We start from the raw sequence: 18,055 nt of genomic DNA on the forward strand, positions 1-18,055 counted from the left end.
TGTGCGAATGATAGGGGCCTCAGACATACCAATCTTCGGCAAGATTGAATTCGAGATTTGCATTGATCCAATCGCGGGCGTCGTCGGGGTTGATGCGCACACTTCCGAATACATTTCGAGTGGGCAGGCCGTCCGCAATCATGCGTTCGATGCTCTTCACGCTATACCGCAGCTTCTTGGCGACACTCGATTTTCTCATCAAGGGCTTGCGGTATCGTTCGAGGCGTAGCCCTTTGGGCATTGGTCCCTTCTCGCACGCCCAGACATCTTCCCAGACAAGTCGGTACTGCCCTTTGATGCGCTGAGCGGGCAACACGCCGCGCTTGATCCAGGTTCGAATCGTCCCGGACGTGAGATCGAAATGTGTGGCGGTGTCTTCGACAGTCAGCATGGTGGTCTCCCTTGTTGCTATGACATGGAATTAGTCGCCGGGAATGCCCCTTCAAAATTCGAGCAATGGTGGGGGTGTCCAATTGAAAGAAACAATTGAGCGACCCCACCATAGCAGTTCCGACACCGCATCGGATGTCGAGACAGATTGCATTTTGGAATGACTGCACGGGGAACAATGTCCTTTCCAAGCAAAGGATACCCCATGGATCAGTTACATCATTTCCCTGCCGATCACGTCCGACCGGTTTGGCGAGAGCCGGAGGACGCAAGGCGCGAACTTTACGAGCGCTTGGAGGCTTTCATTCGGGCCGCAGCGGCGGGAGATATCAATGATGGTGAGGACTTTCCTGCACTGACGCTAAAAGTCAGCGCGGGTGTCGGCAAGACGAGTACGGCCCTGCGCTTGCTGGCAAGGCATGGCCGTGCTCTACTCGCCCGAGGCCACATAATGGTCTATGTGCCAACCTTGGAACTCGCTGAACGGGCCGCGGCAGATCTGCAAGAACTCGACAGTGACCTGCCGATTTCCATCATCCGCGGGCGTCTCGCTTCCAACCCGGACTCTGGCAAACAGATGTGTGAACGCCCCGATCTTGTCGAGGCCGTGACCAACCTCGTCCCATCGGTGACCCAGGCGCTTTGTCGCGTGGAACGCGGAGGCGAGTTAGTCGAGGCTCCCTGCGCATCTGAATGCCCGTATCTTTTGCAAAAGGACGCTGTCGGCGCGAAGATTCACTTTCTGTCGCACAGTTATCTTGAGGCCTACCCTCCTGTCGATCGGGATACACCTGTAGCTCTACGTATCATCGACGAAAAAGTATGGCCAAACTTCTGCTCGACCACAGATATCTTCGTCGAAGAATTCCTGAGGGCGCCGGAACCAGGTTTCCCGCGTGAACTTCGCTCTGATCTGCTCATCGCGAAAACTGGCATCGTCGCGGCGCTGCAAAATGGCGCAGATGTTCGTAACCATCTCATGTCGCATAAGGTGGACAAGGAAAAACTCAAAGCGCTCTCAAAAGGAGAAACAGCCTCCAGAGACAATCTCGACATCATGCCGAGTGACAGCGTCGCGCGGGTTGAGTTCATGCTCAAAAAACATGATCGATTTGCGCTCTTCGCGTCCCGAAAGCGACAGGCATTGTTCGACCTGCTTGCCTCGAAGGAGGCACTCGGACCGAACCGGCTGACGCTTGAAGAGCGACCATGCGGATCCGGGACGAGACAGGTCATTCGGCTATATAACGTTACAAAAATTGAGCGCGACGCACCGCTTCTGATGCTCGACGCTGACGCAGATGAGGCGATTGCCGAGAGGTTGGCGCCAGGAACCGGTTTCGCGAAAATTGAAACCAAGCCGCAAGCAGAGATTGTTCAGATCTCCGACCGAACAATGTCCGACACCTGGCTACTCGATCCGGAGGCTGGCACTGGTCGCAGAGCAAAGGTCCTCGCGATCATCGGCCGTGAAGTCACCCGAGCCGATGGCAGCGGCGTCCTTGTCGTGGCAACGAAATCAGTTCTTGAAAAGCTGCATGAGGATGCAGGGCAGCCTGTCGGCTACGAGAAAGACGAGGATATGCGCCGGTCTCTTCTGGGGGCAATGCCGCGCTGGTTCGGCCCTAAAATGCTCGGCGTCAACGACTACGAGCGCTATCGGACCATTGTCATCATCGGTCGCCTCCAACCGTGCATCCGCGATATCGAGAAGCAGGCCCGCAGCCTGTTCAATGATACCGAAGCTCCGCTTTCACAATTCACGGGCGGACCACTTCCGGAGCAAGAAACAGTCCGAATATTGCATGATGGTTCCTTGCATGCCGCAAAGGTTCGGTCGCATCCAGACCGACGGGTTGAGGCAGTCCTTCGACAGACTCGTGAGTGTGGGACCCTGCAAGCAATCGCACGGCTTCGCCTTGTATCGCCTGACCAGCCCAAGCGCGTTGTTGTTCTATCCAGCATGCCGTTGCTTGATCTGCCGATCTCGAAACTGACCACTCTGGACGCACTATTTCGCGACCTTGAGGATGAACCAGATCTTGCAGGGTATCTTCGTATGGAGCGCGCCCTGCGTGCAACCATGGGCCGTCCGGTCTGCGGGACCCGAGTTTCGGCCGCCGGCCTTGCAGCCGATTTATCAGAAGATTTCACCAGCGTGAACGCCGCCAAGGAATTTCGGCGGGGTCGCAACACGATCGCCATCCTGGATCTGATTGGGCGTATCGCCGCAAAAAATCAATGGCCGGTGACGCGCATCGATTTGACCCAGCAAGGTCGCGGTGGGTGCGCCACGCCCGCGGTTGTCTTTGCGCCAAGAAGCCAGGCCCTGTCGCAGGCTTCACGGCTGTGGGCGGATTTTACCGCCCGACTGGTCACTCCATAAAAAAATCGGATTGCCAGAGCGAAAAGAATTCCGCGCCGCCGTGAGCGAACCGATCTCTTGAGTATCGCCCGTCGGCGGTAGGTTTCCGAAAGCAAGTTTCCGAAACCTTTTCAGAAATCAAACAGGAAAGGAAATTCCATGTCAGCAAAAAACAAAGGCGGTCGCCCTCGGAAATATACTGCGGAACAGGTGGAGGACGCAATCGATTGGGTCGAAGCCCAAGGTGACGTCGCCGACGGCGCCTCTGTGAAAGAAGTCATGCACGAAGAGCTCGGCGTTTCGCCCGGCATTGACGTGACCATCCTTAATGCCGAGGTCCAACGCATTTGCCGCGTCAGAGCCGAAGAAAAGTCAAGGCTGCTGGTGGCTAAGCTCCCTGCCCCGGCGAAGGATGCGGCGGTCGGCGTAGGCAACGAGGTTGCGCGCGCCGTGACGACTGTGCTTGCCGAGCAATTCGATCAATTGAGCATGGAGAGCCGAAAACGAGAGGCAGAACTCGAAGCCGATCTGCGCGTATTCCGCCGCCGTATACAGGATCTCGAAGCACAGATCGCCGAGCATGAGGCATCACACGCTGCTCAGGAGGAAAAGAACCATGATCTTACAAAACAGTCTGCGGCCAAAGATGTGGTGATTGCTGACCTAAATGCACAAATCGCCCAGTTCGGAAATCACACTGACCTCGAGGGCCGCTTTGTTGAGATTGTCAGAGACTTTATCTCCGGCAACATTCAGGAGGCCCGTCACGATGAGCTGAAATCCGCGACATAGTCCTAAGACTGTCTGGCTCTCAAACCCGCTTTTGCGGCAAGAACCCTGCGGCGCGTACTTGCATCCAACTTCATATCGGCAGAAACTCATTACAAAACAAAAAGGCGCGCGGCATCCGGAAGCCTATCGTCGAGCAGGAAGCCAGAAAATGACCCCAGTTACCCAAGCCGAAATCAACAAAGCCGCATGGGGGGCATGTGACACCTTCAGGGGCGTCGTCGACCCCTCGGTCTACAAGGATTACGTGCTCACCCTGCTGTTCCTCAAATACGTCAGTGACGTGTGGAAGGATCACTACGCCCGCTATCAGGCCGAACACCCCGACAGCCCGGAATTGGTCGAGGCGATGATGCAGCAAGAGGCCTTCAAGCTACCCGAGGGGGCCAGCTTCGACGCGCTGCACAAGCGGCGGCACGAGGCGGGTAATGGCGAACGCATTGACAAGGCGCTCCATGCCATCGAAGAGGCCAATGGTGACAAGCTGCGGGACGTGTTCCAGGATATCAGCTTCAATTCCAACAAGCTCGGCGATGAGGAACAGAAAAACGACATCCTCCGCCACCTGCTGGAGGACTTCGCCAAAGATGCGCTCGACCTGCGCCCCTCCCGTGTCGGGCAACTGGACATCATCGGCGGGGCCTATGAATACCTGATCTCTCGCTTTGCCGCCACGGCAGGCAAGAAGGCGGGCGAGTTCTATACCCCCGCCGAGGTGTCCGATCTCATGGCGCGGCTGGCCGATCCGCAACCAGGGGATCACATCTGCGATCCAACCTGTGGGTCTGCCTCCCTCCTGATGAAATGCGGCAGACTGATCCGCAACAGCGGCGGCAAGGGCTATGCGCTCTATGGGCAAGAGGCGATCGGCTCCACCTGGGCGCTGGCCAAGATGAACCTGTTCCTGCATGGCGAGGAGAACCACCAGGTCGAATGGGGCGACACCATCCGCAATCCTAAGCTGCGCACCAAGGACGACGCACTGCGGCACTTTGATATCGTCGTGGCAAACCCGCCGTTCAGCTTGGACAAATGGGGCACGGAGGCCGCCGAGACCGACAAGTTCGGACGCTTCCGCCGAGGCACCCCGCCCAAGACCAAGGGCGATTATGCCTTTATCCTGCACATGATCGAAACGCTGAAACCCAAGTCCGGCCGCGCCGTGGTGGTCGTGCCCCATGGGGTGCTGTTTCGTGGATCGTCAGAGGGGAAAATCCGCCAAAAGCTGATCGAGGAAAACCTGCTGGATGCCGTCATAGGCCTGCCGGAAAAGCTGTTCTTCGGCACGGGCATCCCCGCCGCTCTTCTGGTGTTCCGCAAACACAAATCCGACGACAGCGTGATGTTCGTCGATGCGTCGCGAGAGTTCATCTCTGGCACCAACCAGAACGCCTTGAACCAGACCCACATCGACAAGATCGTCCAGACCTACGCTGTACGAGAGAGCGTGGACAAATACGCCTATCGCGCCACGCGGGCAGAGGTGGAAGAGAACGATTTCAACCTGAACATCCCCCGCTACGTGGACACATTCGAAGAGGAGGAAGAGATCGACTTGGTGGCCGTTCGGGCCGAGCGGCAGGCGCTGAAGGTCGAACTGGCCGAGTTGGAGGCCCGTATGGAGGGATATCTGCGGGAGCTTGGATATGGTTCCTGAGGGGTGGAGCATCACAAAGCTATCTGACCTCGCTGATGTTAAGCGGGGGGCGGGTTCACAATACCTGACCTACGTTGACGAGCCTGACGAAGGTATCCGGCTAATTCGAATTGGTGACTTCTTGGGGGATAATCCCAAATTCGTCAGTCACACATCGGACATGGATCGGTTCATACTAAAGAAGGACGATATCTTGATCGCAGGAACTGGTGCCACCGCAGGCATTACGTTTGAAGTTCCTGAGCATTTTGAGGGCTATGCATTTTCATATAACGCACCCCGCATTCGACCCAAGAAACATGTAGATAAGGTTTTTCTGGTCAATTTTTTGAAGTCGAATGAAATCACTAAGCAGCAACGCAGTCTGTTTACTGGCAACGCACAACCGTTTTTAGATACAAAAGCGATTGGCGGCTTCAAAATTTTGACGCCCCCGCTCCCCGAACAACAGAAGATCGCGGATATCCTCTCGACCTGGGATGCGGCGATTGAGAAGACAGAGGCCCTGCTGGCCACCGCCAAAGCCCAAAAACGCGCCCTCATGCAATCCCTCCTCACAGGCAAACGCCGCTTCCCCGAGTTCGAGGGGCAGCCGTGGAAAGAGGTCCGGTTGGGGGATGTATTTTCACGCGTCAGACGCAGGAACACCGTCGGAAATGACAACGTCCTGACAATTTCGGCTCAGCATGGATTGGTTTCGCAGGAGAAGTACTTCAACAAGCGCGTCGCGGCAAAGGACCTCAGCGGTTATACTCTGCTTCACCACGGGGATTTCGCCTACAACAAGAGCTATTCTCGGGGATACCCTTTGGGTGCGATCAAGATGCTGGAGATCGATGAACCTGGCGTTGTTTCCAGTCTTTACCTTTGCTTTGCATTGACGGACAAAAGTTCGAATTGCCGCGAGTATTTCCGCCACTTCTTTGAGGCGGGCCGCTTCAACCACGAAATTTACAAGATTGCCCAAGAAGGAGCCCGCAACCACGGATTGCTGAATGTGAGTTCAACGGACTTTTTCCGCGCTCAGGTCAGTGTTCCGCCGCTTGCTGAACAGCGAAAGATCGCAGCGGTTCTGAACTGTGCAGAGGACCAGATCGCCGAACATGCGCAATCGGTCGAAAAACTCCGCACCGAAAAGAAAGCCCTGATGCAGCAACTGCTCACAGGAAAACGGCGGGTGGTGGTCGATGCTTAGTGGGTTTGCACGGGTAGCTTTGACGGCTACGGCAATCGCCCCCGTAGGATTTACCTATGCGGCCGTTGCCGCATTGAACGAACGGTATGACATCATGCTACTGTTGATGTTCGGCTCCGCGATTCTGGTCCACATTTGTGTCTGGGTATTGAATGCAACCAAGGGAAAGAACGCTCCAGCCTCTGAAACCTACCCGATCACAACTGTGGAGCCCGCCGACCGCGAGAACACGGCAATCATCCTGCTCTATCTGATGCCCTTGTTCACCGCAGATTTCAACGACCTGAATTGGGCAATTTGGATACCCACTCTGCTGATCTTCGCTGTCATTGCATTTACCAGTCACAGCTATTTCTTTAACCCATTGCTGGGTCTCTACGGTTGGCACTTTTATAAAGTCGGAACTCCTGAGATGGTCACCAGAGTATTGATATCAAAGAAGACCATTCGCAAAGGCAACTGCAATATAGTGGGTGTCGATTTGGGTGATTATGTAATTTTAGATACGGAGTAATTATGCCAAGAAGCTTTTTCGCATTGTGCCGCATAAATGATCAGAATGTTGTTCGACGTATTCCCCTCCAAGCAGGAGTCCAAGCCGAGATTGAACAACTGTTCGATCATCAAGAAGCTGCGTTCTTGGATGGGAAGGACAATGACCAACCCTTCGATGGGAAATGGACCCCAGATGGAAATGACCTCTTGGTCATCGACGACCAGCCTCTGCTCCAACCCTTCAACGAAACGCTTCAGAACGGACCTGCTGCATATGATCGGCTGGATGTCACCAATTATGATCAAGCGGGCATCAAAGCTGTCTTTATGAGATCGAACGCGGATCAAAACCGCATACTCCTTCAACGGTTTCAGAGTTCACAGTATCTTGCAAAGGGCAGGTTCACGCTGCGATACGATAACAATCAGTTCGCCAAATTGACTGAGCACGGCTTTTCGCTTGATACTAAGCTTACGGCTGTCATCGAAGGTAGTGCTGTGAAATTTGTGAGTTTTGCGAACTTACGAAAGATCATGACAATCCAAGAGCACTTTGTTGCGGCAACGGAAGCGGAAGTGCAAACGTTCGCAGCCCACGGTCATTTTCATGTTGAGAATGCAGCGTTGTTTGACGCTGCAATGGATGAGAGGAGCCGCAAGTTGATCAAGGGTGTTTTGACCTCCGGGGTGTTGGAGCAAAATGACGTTGTTACAATTCGAACTCGTGCAGCCGATATCGGCTTGGATATTACCGAACAGAACGGACGCTTAATTCTTCCTGGCGATAAGAAACGACTGAAGGTGATCCTGAACTTCCTTGAGGAAGGCGTGTTCAAAGGTGTGTTCTCAAACGCACTGTTTGAAACCAACTCGAAACGAACGGTAGCGTAGTGACGTCCCGCACCCCCGACACCCGCGAAGAGGCGGCTTCTAAACTGCCGGCTCTGCATGTGCTGATGGCCATGGGGTGGGTTTACCTGCCTCCAGCCGAGGCGCTGGCCCTGCGTGGCTCGGAACGCGGTGTGTTGTTGGAGCCTGTCTTGCGGGAACGGCTAAAAGGGCATCGGTTCGATTTCAAGGGCCAGTCCTATCCTCTCTCTGCTGGTGGCATTGATCAGGTGGTGCGCGAGATCAGCGCCACGGGCCTGAACGAAGGGCTGATCCCTGCAAATGAGGCCATTTACAAGCATCTGACATTGGGGATCACGGTCACCGAATTCGTGGATGGTCAGCGCACATCCGTCACCGTGCCCTTGATCGACTGGACAGACCCCTCCGCCAGCACCTTTCAGGTCACCGAAGAACTCAGCGTTGAGCGGCCTGCTGGCATGGGGCGGTATCGGCCCGATGTGGTTTGTTATGTGAACGGCATCCCCCTGGTGGTGATCGAGGCCAAGCGACCGGTGTCATCAGGCAAGGACGCCGCAATGGTGGCCGAGGGGATCAGCCAGCACCTGCGCAACCAGAAGGTCGACGGCATTCAGGACCTCTACGCCTATTCGCAACTGCTACTATCGATCTCTGGCTCGGATGGGCGCTATGGCACCACGGGCACCCCCACAAAGTTCTGGGCGGCATGGACTGAGGAAGAGATTACCGAGGCCGAGATGCAGGCCGTGAAGTCCGCGCCCCTCTCAGAGGCTCAAAAAGCGGCGCTCTTTGCAGACAAGCCCAAGTGGATGCAGGACGACTTCGACAGGCTCCACAGTGGCCCTGTGTGGCCCACAGAGCAAGACAGGTTGATCATCAGCCTGCTGCGGCCTGATCGCTTGCTGGACTTCACCAGACGGTTCATTTTCTTTGACCGGAAGCTGGGCAAGATCGCGGCGCGGTATCAGCAGGTGCAGGGGGCCAAGGCCATCCTGACCCAGGTATCCCACCAGAAGCCCGATGGCAGTCGTGAGGGCGGCGTAATCTGGCACACCACAGGATCGGGCAAATCGAACCTGATGGTATTCCTGACAAAGGCGCTGCTACTGGACAAGGAGCTTGCCGGATGTCGCATCATCATTGTCACGGATCGTGTGGACCTTGAGAAACAGCTTGCGGCAACTTTCATGACGGGCGGGGCCTTCGGGTCTGCGGTGGCGACGAAGAAGGAGGGTGAGACCTCCAAAGTGCAGTCGGGTCGTGATCTGGCTAAGCGTATTGGTTCTGGGTCAGAACGGATCATCTTTACACTGCTTCAGAAGTTCAATTCAGCCACGAAACTTCCGGAGTGCAAGAACACCTCGGACAAAATCATTGTTCTGGTTGATGAGGGGCACCGCAGCCAAGGCGGTGAGAACCATGAGCGGATGCGGCTTGCACTGCCCAACGCAGCCTTCATCGCCTTCACGGGAACGCCGCTGCTGAAAGAAGATAAAACCCGCAACAAGTTCGGCCCGATCCTCCACGCCTATACGATGCAGGATGCTGTCGAGGACGGTGCGGTCACCCCATTGGTTTATGAGGAACGTCGGCCCGTTGTTGATATCAATGATGCTGCTATCGATGCCTGGTTCGACAAGATCACAACCGGCTTGTCGGACAGCCAGAAATCGGACCTGAAACAGAAGTATTCCAGCCGGGGTCAGATATACGGCGCGGCGCACCGTATCGACCTGATCGCCTACGACATCGCGATCCATTTCACCGAGAACTTTGCCAAGCTGAAGCTCGGCTTAAAGGCGCAACTGGCGACTGACAGTAAGCTGTCTGCGATCCGGTACAAGAAAGCACTCGATGAAACTGGCCTCGTCACCAGCGCGGTTGTGATCTCGGCCCCCGACACCCGTGAGGGTCATGATGATACAGATGATGCAAAGACACCTGAGGTGCAGACCTGGTGGAAAATGAATGTTTGCAATGATGCGGACGCCTATGAAACTGATGTCATCGAACGATTTGGCACCGATGGCGCACCGGATATCCTGATCGTCGTGGACAAGCTGCTGACGGGCTTTGACGAACCCCGCAACGCCGTCCTTTATATCGACAAACACCTCAAGGATCATAACCTGCTTCAGGCTATCGCGCGAGTGAACCGTCTGCATGAGGCCAAACAGTTCGGGTATCTGATCGACTATCGAGGGATTCTTGCTGAACTGGATACATCGATCCAGGACTATGCGGACCTCGCCTCACAAACCCAAGCCGGATACGAGATTGACGATCTTGCGGGCACGGTCACGAACGTTTCTGTCGAATATAAGCGCCTCCCTGGCCTGCATGATGCGGTATGGGCGATTTTCTCTGGCGTGCAGAACAAGCAAGATATCGAACAGTTCCGACGCGTCCTTGTCCCCAAGACTGCTGATGATGGAGCTGGTCACAGCATAGATGCCAACCAGAAAGTCCGAGAGGACTTCTATGATGCGCTGACCGAGTTCGGGATGTGCCTGAAACTGGCCTTGTCATCACGGACGTTCTTCGAGGATGGGGCATTTGATGAAAAGACCATCCAGGGTTACAAACGCGATCTCCGCTTCTTCACTGAACTGCGGGTGCAGGCGAAGCGGGATGCACAAGAAACTGTGGACTTCTCCGAGTACGAAGAGCAAATTCGGCGGATGGTCGATAAACAGGTGATCGGACAAGAGGTCGTGGATCCTGAAGGATTCATCCGTGTCGATACACTTGGGCAGGCCGATGACCCGGAAGACTGGTCTGACGAGAAGACACGCACCGAAGCGGATGTCATCAAGACACGTATTCGCAAAACCATAGAACAAGACCTGATCGATGACCCATATGCGCAGCGCGTGTTCTCCGAACTGCTCAAGGAAGCGATCCTGGCAGCGGAAGCGATGTTCGATCATCCAGGCAAGCAGTACGTCATGTTCAAGGACCTGGAAGAACAGGTCTCCGGAAGGAATACTCCTGGCGTGCCGGATCGGTTCGCGGACCATCCCCGCGCCCAGTCCTACTACGGAGCCTTGCTTGAGCAACTGAACGGCGTGGAACAGGATGAGGAGGTTCTGGTTGCCGAGGCTATGCACATCGACTCGACCGTGGACGATGCCGTGCAGACCCACTCCATCAATCCTGGAAGCATTGAAGCCGAGATACGCAAGGCTCTGCTACCTCGTTACTTCAAATTTCTCGGCGGTCTGGACGCCGCGAATACGTTAATCGACCAGATCGTTGGCATTGTCCGTGCTGGTGCGTCCAGATCATGACTGCCTTTGTGCTGGCATATGGCGATGACCGGATTCCCTATCAGGTCTCCTACGAAGATGCTCGAAAGTCCAGTGTGGCCATCCATGTCAATCCAGACGGATCGGTTGCTGTTGATGCGCCATTAGGGTTTTCCGATGAAAGCATCAAACAAGCCGTCCAGAAAAGAGCCCGCTGGGTCGTCGGGCATGTCAGCGAAGCAAGGCAACGCTATGCCCAAGTGCGTCCTCGTGAGTATGTCTCCGGGGAACAGGTACTTTATTTGGGCCGCCGTTATATGCTGAAGGTGATACCCGTTGATTGCAAACCGGCTCCTGCAAGGCTGCGTGGCAATCGGCTGGAAGTCGAGACCGCCAACGGTATGAAAGATGATATCAAAGGCCGTCTTCGTGCATGGTACCTCGTGAGAGGTCGCGATTACCTGGGGCGTCGTATTGATGCGTTGGCCAAGGCGCTACCTTGGGTAAAAGCACCACCACCCTTTCGACTGCTGGACATGTCACGCCAATGGGGAAGCTGCTCCCCGTCCGGCGAGATCATCATCAACCGCCACCTGGTAAAAGCGCCGCGGCAGTGTATCGACTATGTGCTGATTCATGAACTGGCGCACCTGAAGCACCACGATCACGGCCCTGCCTTCTGGAACCTGATCGACGCACACGCTGGGGATTGGCGGAAAGCCAAGCGTCATTTGGATGGGCTGGTAGAGGTTTTGTTGGATTGAGCTAATCCGATTACCCGCAACTGGGATAGATTTGGTAACGCCGCCCCGGATTGCGACTCAGCCAAACTGGGAGGAGCGCCGCCGTTCGCTGAAACCTGTACGAAGGTCGGCTATGCCCAAAACCTGGACTTTGCAAAGTCGCAGTTGCATACAAGGTCGAGGCGCGCGGTTGGCAGCTGGATTAAGCCTCACCAAGCCTTTGGGTTTTCAAGTTTTTTATGTAATTTTGACAGCCTACCAGGTGGGGCCGCCTTCCTTGACGTCCAGCCTTCAGCATCGACGGACTTATGCCCGGGAATTTCGACAAGTTGTGCTGATGCCACATAAAAAATATCGGGCTTTTGCCATTTTATTATCCGCGAGTACCTCGTAGGATCTCCACCTATGAGGGTGTCATCATTGGATCGTATCTCTCGTGACAACTGCTGCGAAAAGATTATTTGGGAAGCAAAAATGCCATTTGAACCAGATATTGGTTATGCAAAGGCCACCCTTCGATCCGCTCCAGAAAATCTGCCTCAAGATCTTGAAAATGTCATTGAGTACCGAAAATCGGGCCTCAGCCTCAATCATATCGTAGGCTGCCCGCTCGATTGCGCATATTGCGTGCGGCATCTTTTTAACAATTATGAAATGAAGCGACCTCATCTAATAATGTCAGATGAGCAGGCTGTCGACCAGCTTGTTCGCCATCCTGCTTTCCGTGCTCACAATACTCCGTTGCAAATTTTCAACAGAGCAACCGACCCCTTCCTTCCAAGAGTGAAGGACCATCTTCACCGGACCTTAGAATTGCTGGATGAACTTGGCTTGACGAACCACGTGCTTGTAATCACCAGATGGCATGTCTTGGAGGACGATGTGGCCCGTTTGGAGCGGCTACAGAACCTCAAGGTTACGATATTGGTCACCTGGTCTGGAATTTCTGACCCGCGCATCGAACCCATCGACAGTTCAATTGCAAAAAAATCTCTAAAGACCCTCGCAGATTTTGCTTCCCGCACGCGCCGAATTCTTTACTGGCGGCCAATTGTTTTAGGGCTGAATGACACCGACGAATTGATCGCAGAAGCCCGCTCCATGAGCCAGTTTGCAGATGCAACGGTTTTCACAGGCCTTTTCCATAGGGAGCAGATCAGAGATTATCTTCGTTCGGTAAATGTGCCTGATCTTTATGAGATGGTGCCTCGGCGAAAAATTTTTCCGCGAGAAGTCGAAGACCGCATTCTCAAGGCTTTCGGCAACACGCCATTATTTCGAAAAACATCTTGCGGGGTAGCGTATGCGCATGGGGTTCATGACTACAACGGTCACCTTGGGATCGAACGCATTTGTGATATTTGTCCGGCTGATCAGGTCAAAATCTGTACTGCAGCCCACAAGCCTCCAACCCAACTTCAGTTACTAAACTTTGCTGAGGAAGTGGGTCTTGAGGTAGATGGAATGGAGGTTTTTCCAGGCCACATCGTCGTTGAAAACAGCACGGAGCAACAGCGATACTTTGTTCAACATGCGACTGGCTTTCAAGTGCATGACCGCGCTCACCCGCACTTACCGGGTCGTCATGGACGCGCCTAAGAAGGATGGACTTGATGAAACGTATGTGGGCGGTGGATGTCGAGGGCAATGGCGCTACACCACCTGAAATTATCGAGCTGGGGATCGTTGAAATGGACGGACTGCGGCTGACAGGGAGAGTAAAGCATTGGCAGTTCCGGCCAGAGCTCGAGATTACTCCCATAGTTAGCAGGATACATGGAATTACGAATGAGGATGTCGCCGATGCGCCCCCATTTGATGACGTCGTGGACGACATCTTACTCTGGCTTGAAGAAGCCCCAATTGTTGGACACAACGTCCGGGTCGAATTAGAGTCTCTTTCCAAAGTATTGCCAGGCTGGAAGCCAGCAGCGGCCTACGATACTTTGAAAGTAGCGCGAAGGCTTCTGCCATACCAAGAAAAATTCGGCTTGGAGCCGCTCGGCGAGGCGCTTGGACTCAAAGATGCCGCGTCAAAAGCGGTCGGCGGAGGTGCGGCGCACTCAGCCCCGTACGATGCTGCTATGTCTGCAATCCTACTGGAACGCTTGCTGACACCTTTGTCGGTGACTGAGAGAGACAGCGTATTGATGGATGCTGACATAATAAATGTCAGACAAGGATCGCTTCTGTGACCCGTAAAGTAAAAATCGCTGTCGCTGGGACCCATTCCACGGGGAAAACAACCTTCATGGAGGATTTGGAGCGACGCATGATCGATGCAGGCCTTAATGTGGCCTATGTACACGATAGTGCAGCTGAGGCGCGCGCCGCAGGATTTCCAATCCTGAGAAACCACACGTTTGAAAGTACAGCTTGGTTAATCGCTCAAGCAATCCGTCTTGAAACTGTTGCTGCGCTTGAAGCTGACGTTATCCTCATTGACCGACCTGTTCCCGACGCCTTTGGGTATTTGATCGCGGCTCTGCGCACTACAGGCCGTTCAGTTGATCAAGATCGGTTGAGTCGCCTTGAAGCCATCTGCGAAGCCTGGGTGAAAGAGTATGATCTTATCTTTGTGACAAGACTTGACACAAACATACCAATTGGGCCGGGCCGGGACAACGATCATGTTTTCAGGGCTGCAGCCGACGAAGCGGTTGCAGAAGTGTTATTGAAGCTGGCTCCAGAGCATCGCGTTCTCGCGTCGGCGGACTCGGGGCACGCCATGGAGTTGGCTATGCGCGTCGCTTCTGGCAAATGATAGCAGCTCCACAAGATCTTGCCTGTGAGAAAGCAACTGTCGCCGGGCCTCTCCGCATTGGCATTGGTTGCATGGCACTTACTGGTCTGTATGGCAGCATATCTGCGTCTGATGCACGCAATGTGCTTGATGTTGCAGCAGACCTTGGTTTTCGACTTTTCGACACGGCGCCATTGTATGCTAACGGCAACAACGAAGAATTGATCGGTGAAGTGTTTGGCTCAAGGGCCAGCATATCCGTATCGACAAAGTTCGGCCTTTCGGAAAACAATGACAATAAACTTGTGCGGGATAGCCGACCCAGTTCAATTCGTGCATCAGTAGAAGCGTCGCTGGGCCGCCTGCGTCGTGAACGAATAGACCTTCTGATCCAACACCGTCCTGATCCAGGTGTGGATGATCAAGAGGTAGCGGGCGCTGTTCAAAATCTCATAGACGAAGGTAAAGTTGCCTCTTTCGGTCTTTCAGGCACTCTTATTAATCGCATCAAACCAATGGCAGCACAATGCACCATCGCGGCGGTTCAAAATGAACTATCTATTTTGAGTGATCCAGACTTCTGGTCCGCTCCTAACGAGGTCGGAGAAATGGGTTCTTTTTTCATGGCCTATGCACCGATCGCCCGTGGGCTACTTAGCTGGCCGACTGCTCGCGCTGCCCCAACTGCGGACGACTTCCGGGCGCAGATAAAAGCCTTCGAAAATCCCGAGCGGTCGGTACCTAAAAAGCTTCATGGGTGCATCCAAGAAATTGCATCAAGTTATGGCGTCTCAGCGACCGCTGTCACTCTGAGCTGGGTTCGATCTCGGGGATCGAACGTTGTGCCAATTCCTGGACCGCGCAATACGAACCACCTTGCCGATTTACTTGACGCCGCGAATCTTGAAATCCAAGCATCTGATATTTCGATGATTGATGAGATCGCGAAAAGTTGTTTTGTTCGTTAGGGCAATCGATACATTTTGGAAGGCTAATTTTCATCCGTCGGGATTTGAAGCCATTGTGCTCCTCTGGGTCCCGCCAAATGACCGTCCACAAAAAGCTGGAATCGGGCCTTGGACCCGATTTGCGCCAAAGTCTATTAAGGGCCGACTGCGTCGAGCCAGAAAAGAAGCTCCAGCCATCAGCAATTTCATCCCGCCTCCGGGCCTTCAAGTCGCGATGTGAGAGCACTGGCACTATGCCGTCCAACTATGCCGCCCTGCTCCGCCGAGGATGCCAAAGACGCGCATTTTGACGGTGGAAAGGCTAATAAAATATAGCTCTCGGTGTGCCAACATAGCTCAAAAACGGTCTCGAAAACCGTTACGCGGAGGTTCGAGCCCTCTTCAGAGCGAATTACATTCGCCAATTCGAAATTCGGCGCAGCGCACAGATCGCGTTCCATAAGCCTTGCCAGGCTCGAAAAATTCTTCCTACGCTGGGAAGGTAGGATCGGTGATTATCTCAGGGAAGTTCTTTCATGCGATTTTGTGGCCGCGCTGAGGAGATGGCGCAGATCATCGAGCGCTGGCAGCGCGCGAGCAAGGTCGAGGCGCCTGAACCTCAGCTTGTAATACTGAAGGCGGAACGTGGCGTGGGGAAGACCCGGCTGGCGCTGGAGTTTTACCGCTGGCTGAGCGAGACCATCGATGGAGTGGGACGCGAAAGCTACTGGCCTGACGCGGTCGCGGTTCTCGACAGCAGCATAGACGTCAATCCCGATCCCGATAGCTGCCGTTATGATGTGCCGATCCCGTATCTGTGGTGGGGCCTCAGAGCATCGGACAAAGGCGCCGAGAACGGTATAGCCGGTGATGCCATTGCCACCCACGACAAGTTCCTCGCTCCGCACCTCGTTGCGCTAACGATGCGCGCCCGGATGATGAGCTCCGGTAAGTCCATCGTGAATGTCTGGCGCGACGTGGCCAAAGGCGAGGCCGCCAGTTGGAGCGGCTACGACACAGTAATTTCTGTCGGAGAAGGCCTGCTGAAGACAGTAGGTATTCTGCGGGGAACCCTCGGATCATCCGCCAACAGCGCCCGCGAGGAAGTAGGCAAGCGATCGAAGAGCCGGGTCGACGCCGTGATGGTAGATCTGGAGAGCATCTTCAATCCTCGGTCCTACACATACGCCAAGACGCCTGGAGTGATCCTAATCGATGACGCACAGTTCTCGACGGACGACCCGGGCTTGTCGGTATTCGCGGAGCGCTTGCTTCATTCCGCCATGACCCAATCCTGGCCGGTCCTGATCCTTGTCACGCACTGGAAACGCGATCTCGCTCCAGAATTCATGAAGACCGAGCGCTGCTTCGCCGGCATCCTCCACCATGGCCGTGACCGCACACCCGCGGATAATGGGCCGGCAGCAGGCTTGCCCGGCGGCTTCCTGAAAACCAGAAATACTCTGGAGATCGACCTGCCGATCGTGCCTGATTTGTCGGGCGCCCTTGCCGAGGCCCTTCCCGGACTTTCGCCAGACCAAGCGTCGGCCCTTCTCAATCATGCCGGCGGCAATCCACGACACCTCGAACAGATCATCGCGTTCCTGCGGGAGAACGAAGACTTCTTCGAAGACTTCGACACGCAGGCGGCGTTGACGGAAGAAGGTCTCGCCGAGGCGCTAAAGGAGACCCATGATATCTTCAAGGTCGTCATGCGTCGCTTGCGAGATGCTCCCCAAGATGTGCAAGAAGCAATCTGCCTTGCGAGCTTGCACGGAGTTCGCTTCGTTTTCCAAACGGTCGATGAACACGCTCGACTGCATCTGGGCGAAACGCGTGGCGAGGCGCTTGTGAAAGCAGTCAACCCATACAGCATGGTGTCATCCCGGCGACGGGAGAAGATCGCGGAGTTCTCCGAGCGTCTGTTCTACATGGTGGCCGAGCGTCGGCGGCGATCGCTGAAATCGCTGGCCGATGAGGATGCCCTACGGACATCTCTGAAGGCGGCACTGCGCACTCGGCTCGAGAATGGCGGCGTAGCCACAGACGTTGAAGAACAGGTTCTCATTTGCGGCCTCGCGGCGCAGGCGTTCTCTGAAGAACATCCCGAGGATCGTCATCATCTCCTGCTCGCTTTGGCCCTTTTGGCGCACGCGGAGGCGGGTCGCTACTCCTACGAGGCGGCAGTGGAGGCCGCATCAAGGTTCTATGCGGTGTTTCAGTGGGAGCCCAACGCCACGGAAGATCTGCACGGCAGTGTGCTTGCAGCGTGCGCAAGCCTGCTGCGAGCCGAAGGTCGCGCGGCTGAAGCCCTTGAAATTCTTGACCCTCTCCTCGCTCGCCGTCGCGATCTGGCGGAGCGCCTGAAGACGCCGGAGAGCCTGCGGGACCTGTCGGTGTCGCTCGACAACGTGGGCGGCGCGGCGCAGGTCGCCGGGGATCATGCCGCGGCCGCGAAGGCCTATGCGGAGAGCCTGGAGGTCGCGCGCGATCTGGCGGAGCGCCTGAAGACGCCGGAGAGCCTGCGGGACCTGTCGGTGTCGCTGAACAACGTGGGCGGCGCGGCGCAGGTCGCCGGGGATCATGCCGCGGCCGCGAAGGCCTATGCGGAGA

The 18,055-nt window shown here is 55.2% G+C and carries 14 protein-coding genes; 13 read left to right on the forward strand and 1 reads right to left on the reverse strand.

Features of this window, described 5'->3' with window-relative positions:
* Nucleotides 1–19 precede the first annotated feature (19 nt).
* A complete protein-coding gene (locus COL8621_RS08525) occupies nucleotides 20–391 on the reverse strand; it encodes a helix-turn-helix domain-containing protein (RefSeq protein WP_093966814.1) in 372 nt (123 codons plus the stop codon).
* Between the two features lie 204 nt (nucleotides 392–595).
* On the opposite strand from COL8621_RS08525, the gene COL8621_RS08530 reads away from it, so the two are divergent.
* The 13 genes from COL8621_RS08530 to COL8621_RS08595 form a co-directional block, all read left to right on the forward strand.
* Nucleotides 596–2,776 (forward strand): hypothetical protein, encoded by a 2,181-nt coding sequence (locus COL8621_RS08530; protein ID WP_093966815.1) that lies wholly within the window; start codon nucleotides 596–598, stop codon nucleotides 2,774–2,776.
* Nucleotides 2,777–2,914: 138 nt separating this feature from the next.
* Nucleotides 2,915–3,547: a helix-turn-helix domain-containing protein gene (locus COL8621_RS08535; RefSeq protein ID WP_093966816.1), complete on the forward strand. Its 633-nt coding sequence runs from the start codon at nucleotides 2,915–2,917 to the stop codon at nucleotides 3,545–3,547.
* 148 nt (nucleotides 3,548–3,695) lie between these two features.
* Nucleotides 3,696–5,201 (forward strand): type I restriction-modification system subunit M, encoded by a 1,506-nt coding sequence (locus tag COL8621_RS08540; protein ID WP_093966817.1) that lies wholly within the window; start codon nucleotides 3,696–3,698, stop codon nucleotides 5,199–5,201.
* Nucleotides 5,191–6,396, forward strand: coding sequence for a restriction endonuclease subunit S (locus tag COL8621_RS08545; protein ID WP_093966818.1), 1,206 nt, complete (start codon nucleotides 5,191–5,193; stop codon nucleotides 6,394–6,396). The genes COL8621_RS08540 and COL8621_RS08545 overlap by 11 nt, the downstream gene beginning before the upstream one ends.
* Complete coding sequence (locus tag COL8621_RS08550) at nucleotides 6,389–6,910, forward strand: KwaA family protein (protein ID WP_207652074.1); 522 nt, start codon at nucleotides 6,389–6,391, stop codon at nucleotides 6,908–6,910. Before COL8621_RS08545 ends, COL8621_RS08550 begins: the two co-directional genes overlap by 8 nt.
* 2 nt (nucleotides 6,911–6,912) lie before the next feature.
* Entirely contained in the window at nucleotides 6,913–7,782 is an 870-nt protein-coding gene (locus COL8621_RS08555) for a Kiwa anti-phage protein KwaB-like domain-containing protein (RefSeq protein ID WP_093966819.1), read from the forward strand.
* Complete coding sequence (locus COL8621_RS08560) at nucleotides 7,782–11,051, forward strand: type I restriction endonuclease subunit R (RefSeq protein WP_093966820.1); 3,270 nt, start codon at nucleotides 7,782–7,784, stop codon at nucleotides 11,049–11,051. The genes COL8621_RS08555 and COL8621_RS08560 overlap by 1 nt, the downstream gene beginning before the upstream one ends.
* Nucleotides 11,048–11,773, forward strand: a complete 726-nt coding sequence (locus COL8621_RS08565) for a M48 family metallopeptidase (RefSeq protein WP_093966821.1) — start codon at nucleotides 11,048–11,050, stop codon at nucleotides 11,771–11,773. The genes COL8621_RS08560 and COL8621_RS08565 overlap by 4 nt, the downstream gene beginning before the upstream one ends.
* 399 nt (nucleotides 11,774–12,172) lie before the next feature.
* Nucleotides 12,173–13,351, forward strand: a complete 1,179-nt coding sequence (locus tag COL8621_RS08575) for a radical SAM protein (RefSeq protein WP_235823778.1) — start codon at nucleotides 12,173–12,175, stop codon at nucleotides 13,349–13,351.
* A 14-nt stretch (nucleotides 13,352–13,365) separates the two neighbouring features.
* Nucleotides 13,366–13,947, forward strand: coding sequence for a 3'-5' exonuclease (locus COL8621_RS08580; RefSeq protein ID WP_093966991.1), 582 nt, complete (start codon nucleotides 13,366–13,368; stop codon nucleotides 13,945–13,947).
* A complete protein-coding gene (locus COL8621_RS08585; protein ID WP_235823779.1) occupies nucleotides 13,944–14,516 on the forward strand; it encodes an AAA family ATPase in 573 nt (190 codons plus the stop codon). The genes COL8621_RS08580 and COL8621_RS08585 overlap by 4 nt, the downstream gene beginning before the upstream one ends.
* The gene (locus COL8621_RS08590) at nucleotides 14,513–15,463 is read left to right on the forward strand and encodes an aldo/keto reductase (RefSeq protein WP_093966825.1); all 951 of its coding nucleotides are present in this window, start codon (nucleotides 14,513–14,515) and stop codon (nucleotides 15,461–15,463) included. The genes COL8621_RS08585 and COL8621_RS08590 overlap by 4 nt, the downstream gene beginning before the upstream one ends.
* 542 nt (nucleotides 15,464–16,005) lie before the next feature.
* On the forward strand, nucleotides 16,006–18,055 hold a 2,050-nt coding region (locus tag COL8621_RS08595; protein WP_207652075.1), incomplete at its 3' end, for a hypothetical protein.

Origin of the sequence: Actibacterium lipolyticum (assembly GCF_900184935.1) — a bacterium.
Taxonomy (GTDB): Bacteria; Pseudomonadota; Alphaproteobacteria; order Rhodobacterales; family Rhodobacteraceae; genus Actibacterium_A; species Actibacterium_A lipolyticum.

Coding starts and splice junctions, on each gene's coding strand:
- COL8621_RS08525 (WP_093966814.1), bottom strand. CDS start 391: ATGCTGACTGTCGAAGACACCGCCACACATTTCGATCTCACGTCCGGG.
- COL8621_RS08530 (WP_093966815.1), top strand. CDS start 596: ATGGATCAGTTACATCATTTCCCTGCCGATCACGTCCGACCGGTTTGG.
- COL8621_RS08535 (WP_093966816.1), top strand. CDS start 2,915: ATGTCAGCAAAAAACAAAGGCGGTCGCCCTCGGAAATATACTGCGGAA.
- COL8621_RS08540 (WP_093966817.1), top strand. CDS start 3,696: ATGACCCCAGTTACCCAAGCCGAAATCAACAAAGCCGCATGGGGGGCA.
- COL8621_RS08545 (WP_093966818.1), top strand. CDS start 5,191: ATGGTTCCTGAGGGGTGGAGCATCACAAAGCTATCTGACCTCGCTGAT.
- COL8621_RS08550 (WP_207652074.1), top strand. CDS start 6,389: ATGCTTAGTGGGTTTGCACGGGTAGCTTTGACGGCTACGGCAATCGCC.
- COL8621_RS08555 (WP_093966819.1), top strand. CDS start 6,913: ATGCCAAGAAGCTTTTTCGCATTGTGCCGCATAAATGATCAGAATGTT.
- COL8621_RS08565 (WP_093966821.1), top strand. CDS start 11,048: ATGACTGCCTTTGTGCTGGCATATGGCGATGACCGGATTCCCTATCAG.
- COL8621_RS08580 (WP_093966991.1), top strand. CDS start 13,366: ATGAAACGTATGTGGGCGGTGGATGTCGAGGGCAATGGCGCTACACCA.
- COL8621_RS08590 (WP_093966825.1), top strand. CDS start 14,513: ATGATAGCAGCTCCACAAGATCTTGCCTGTGAGAAAGCAACTGTCGCC.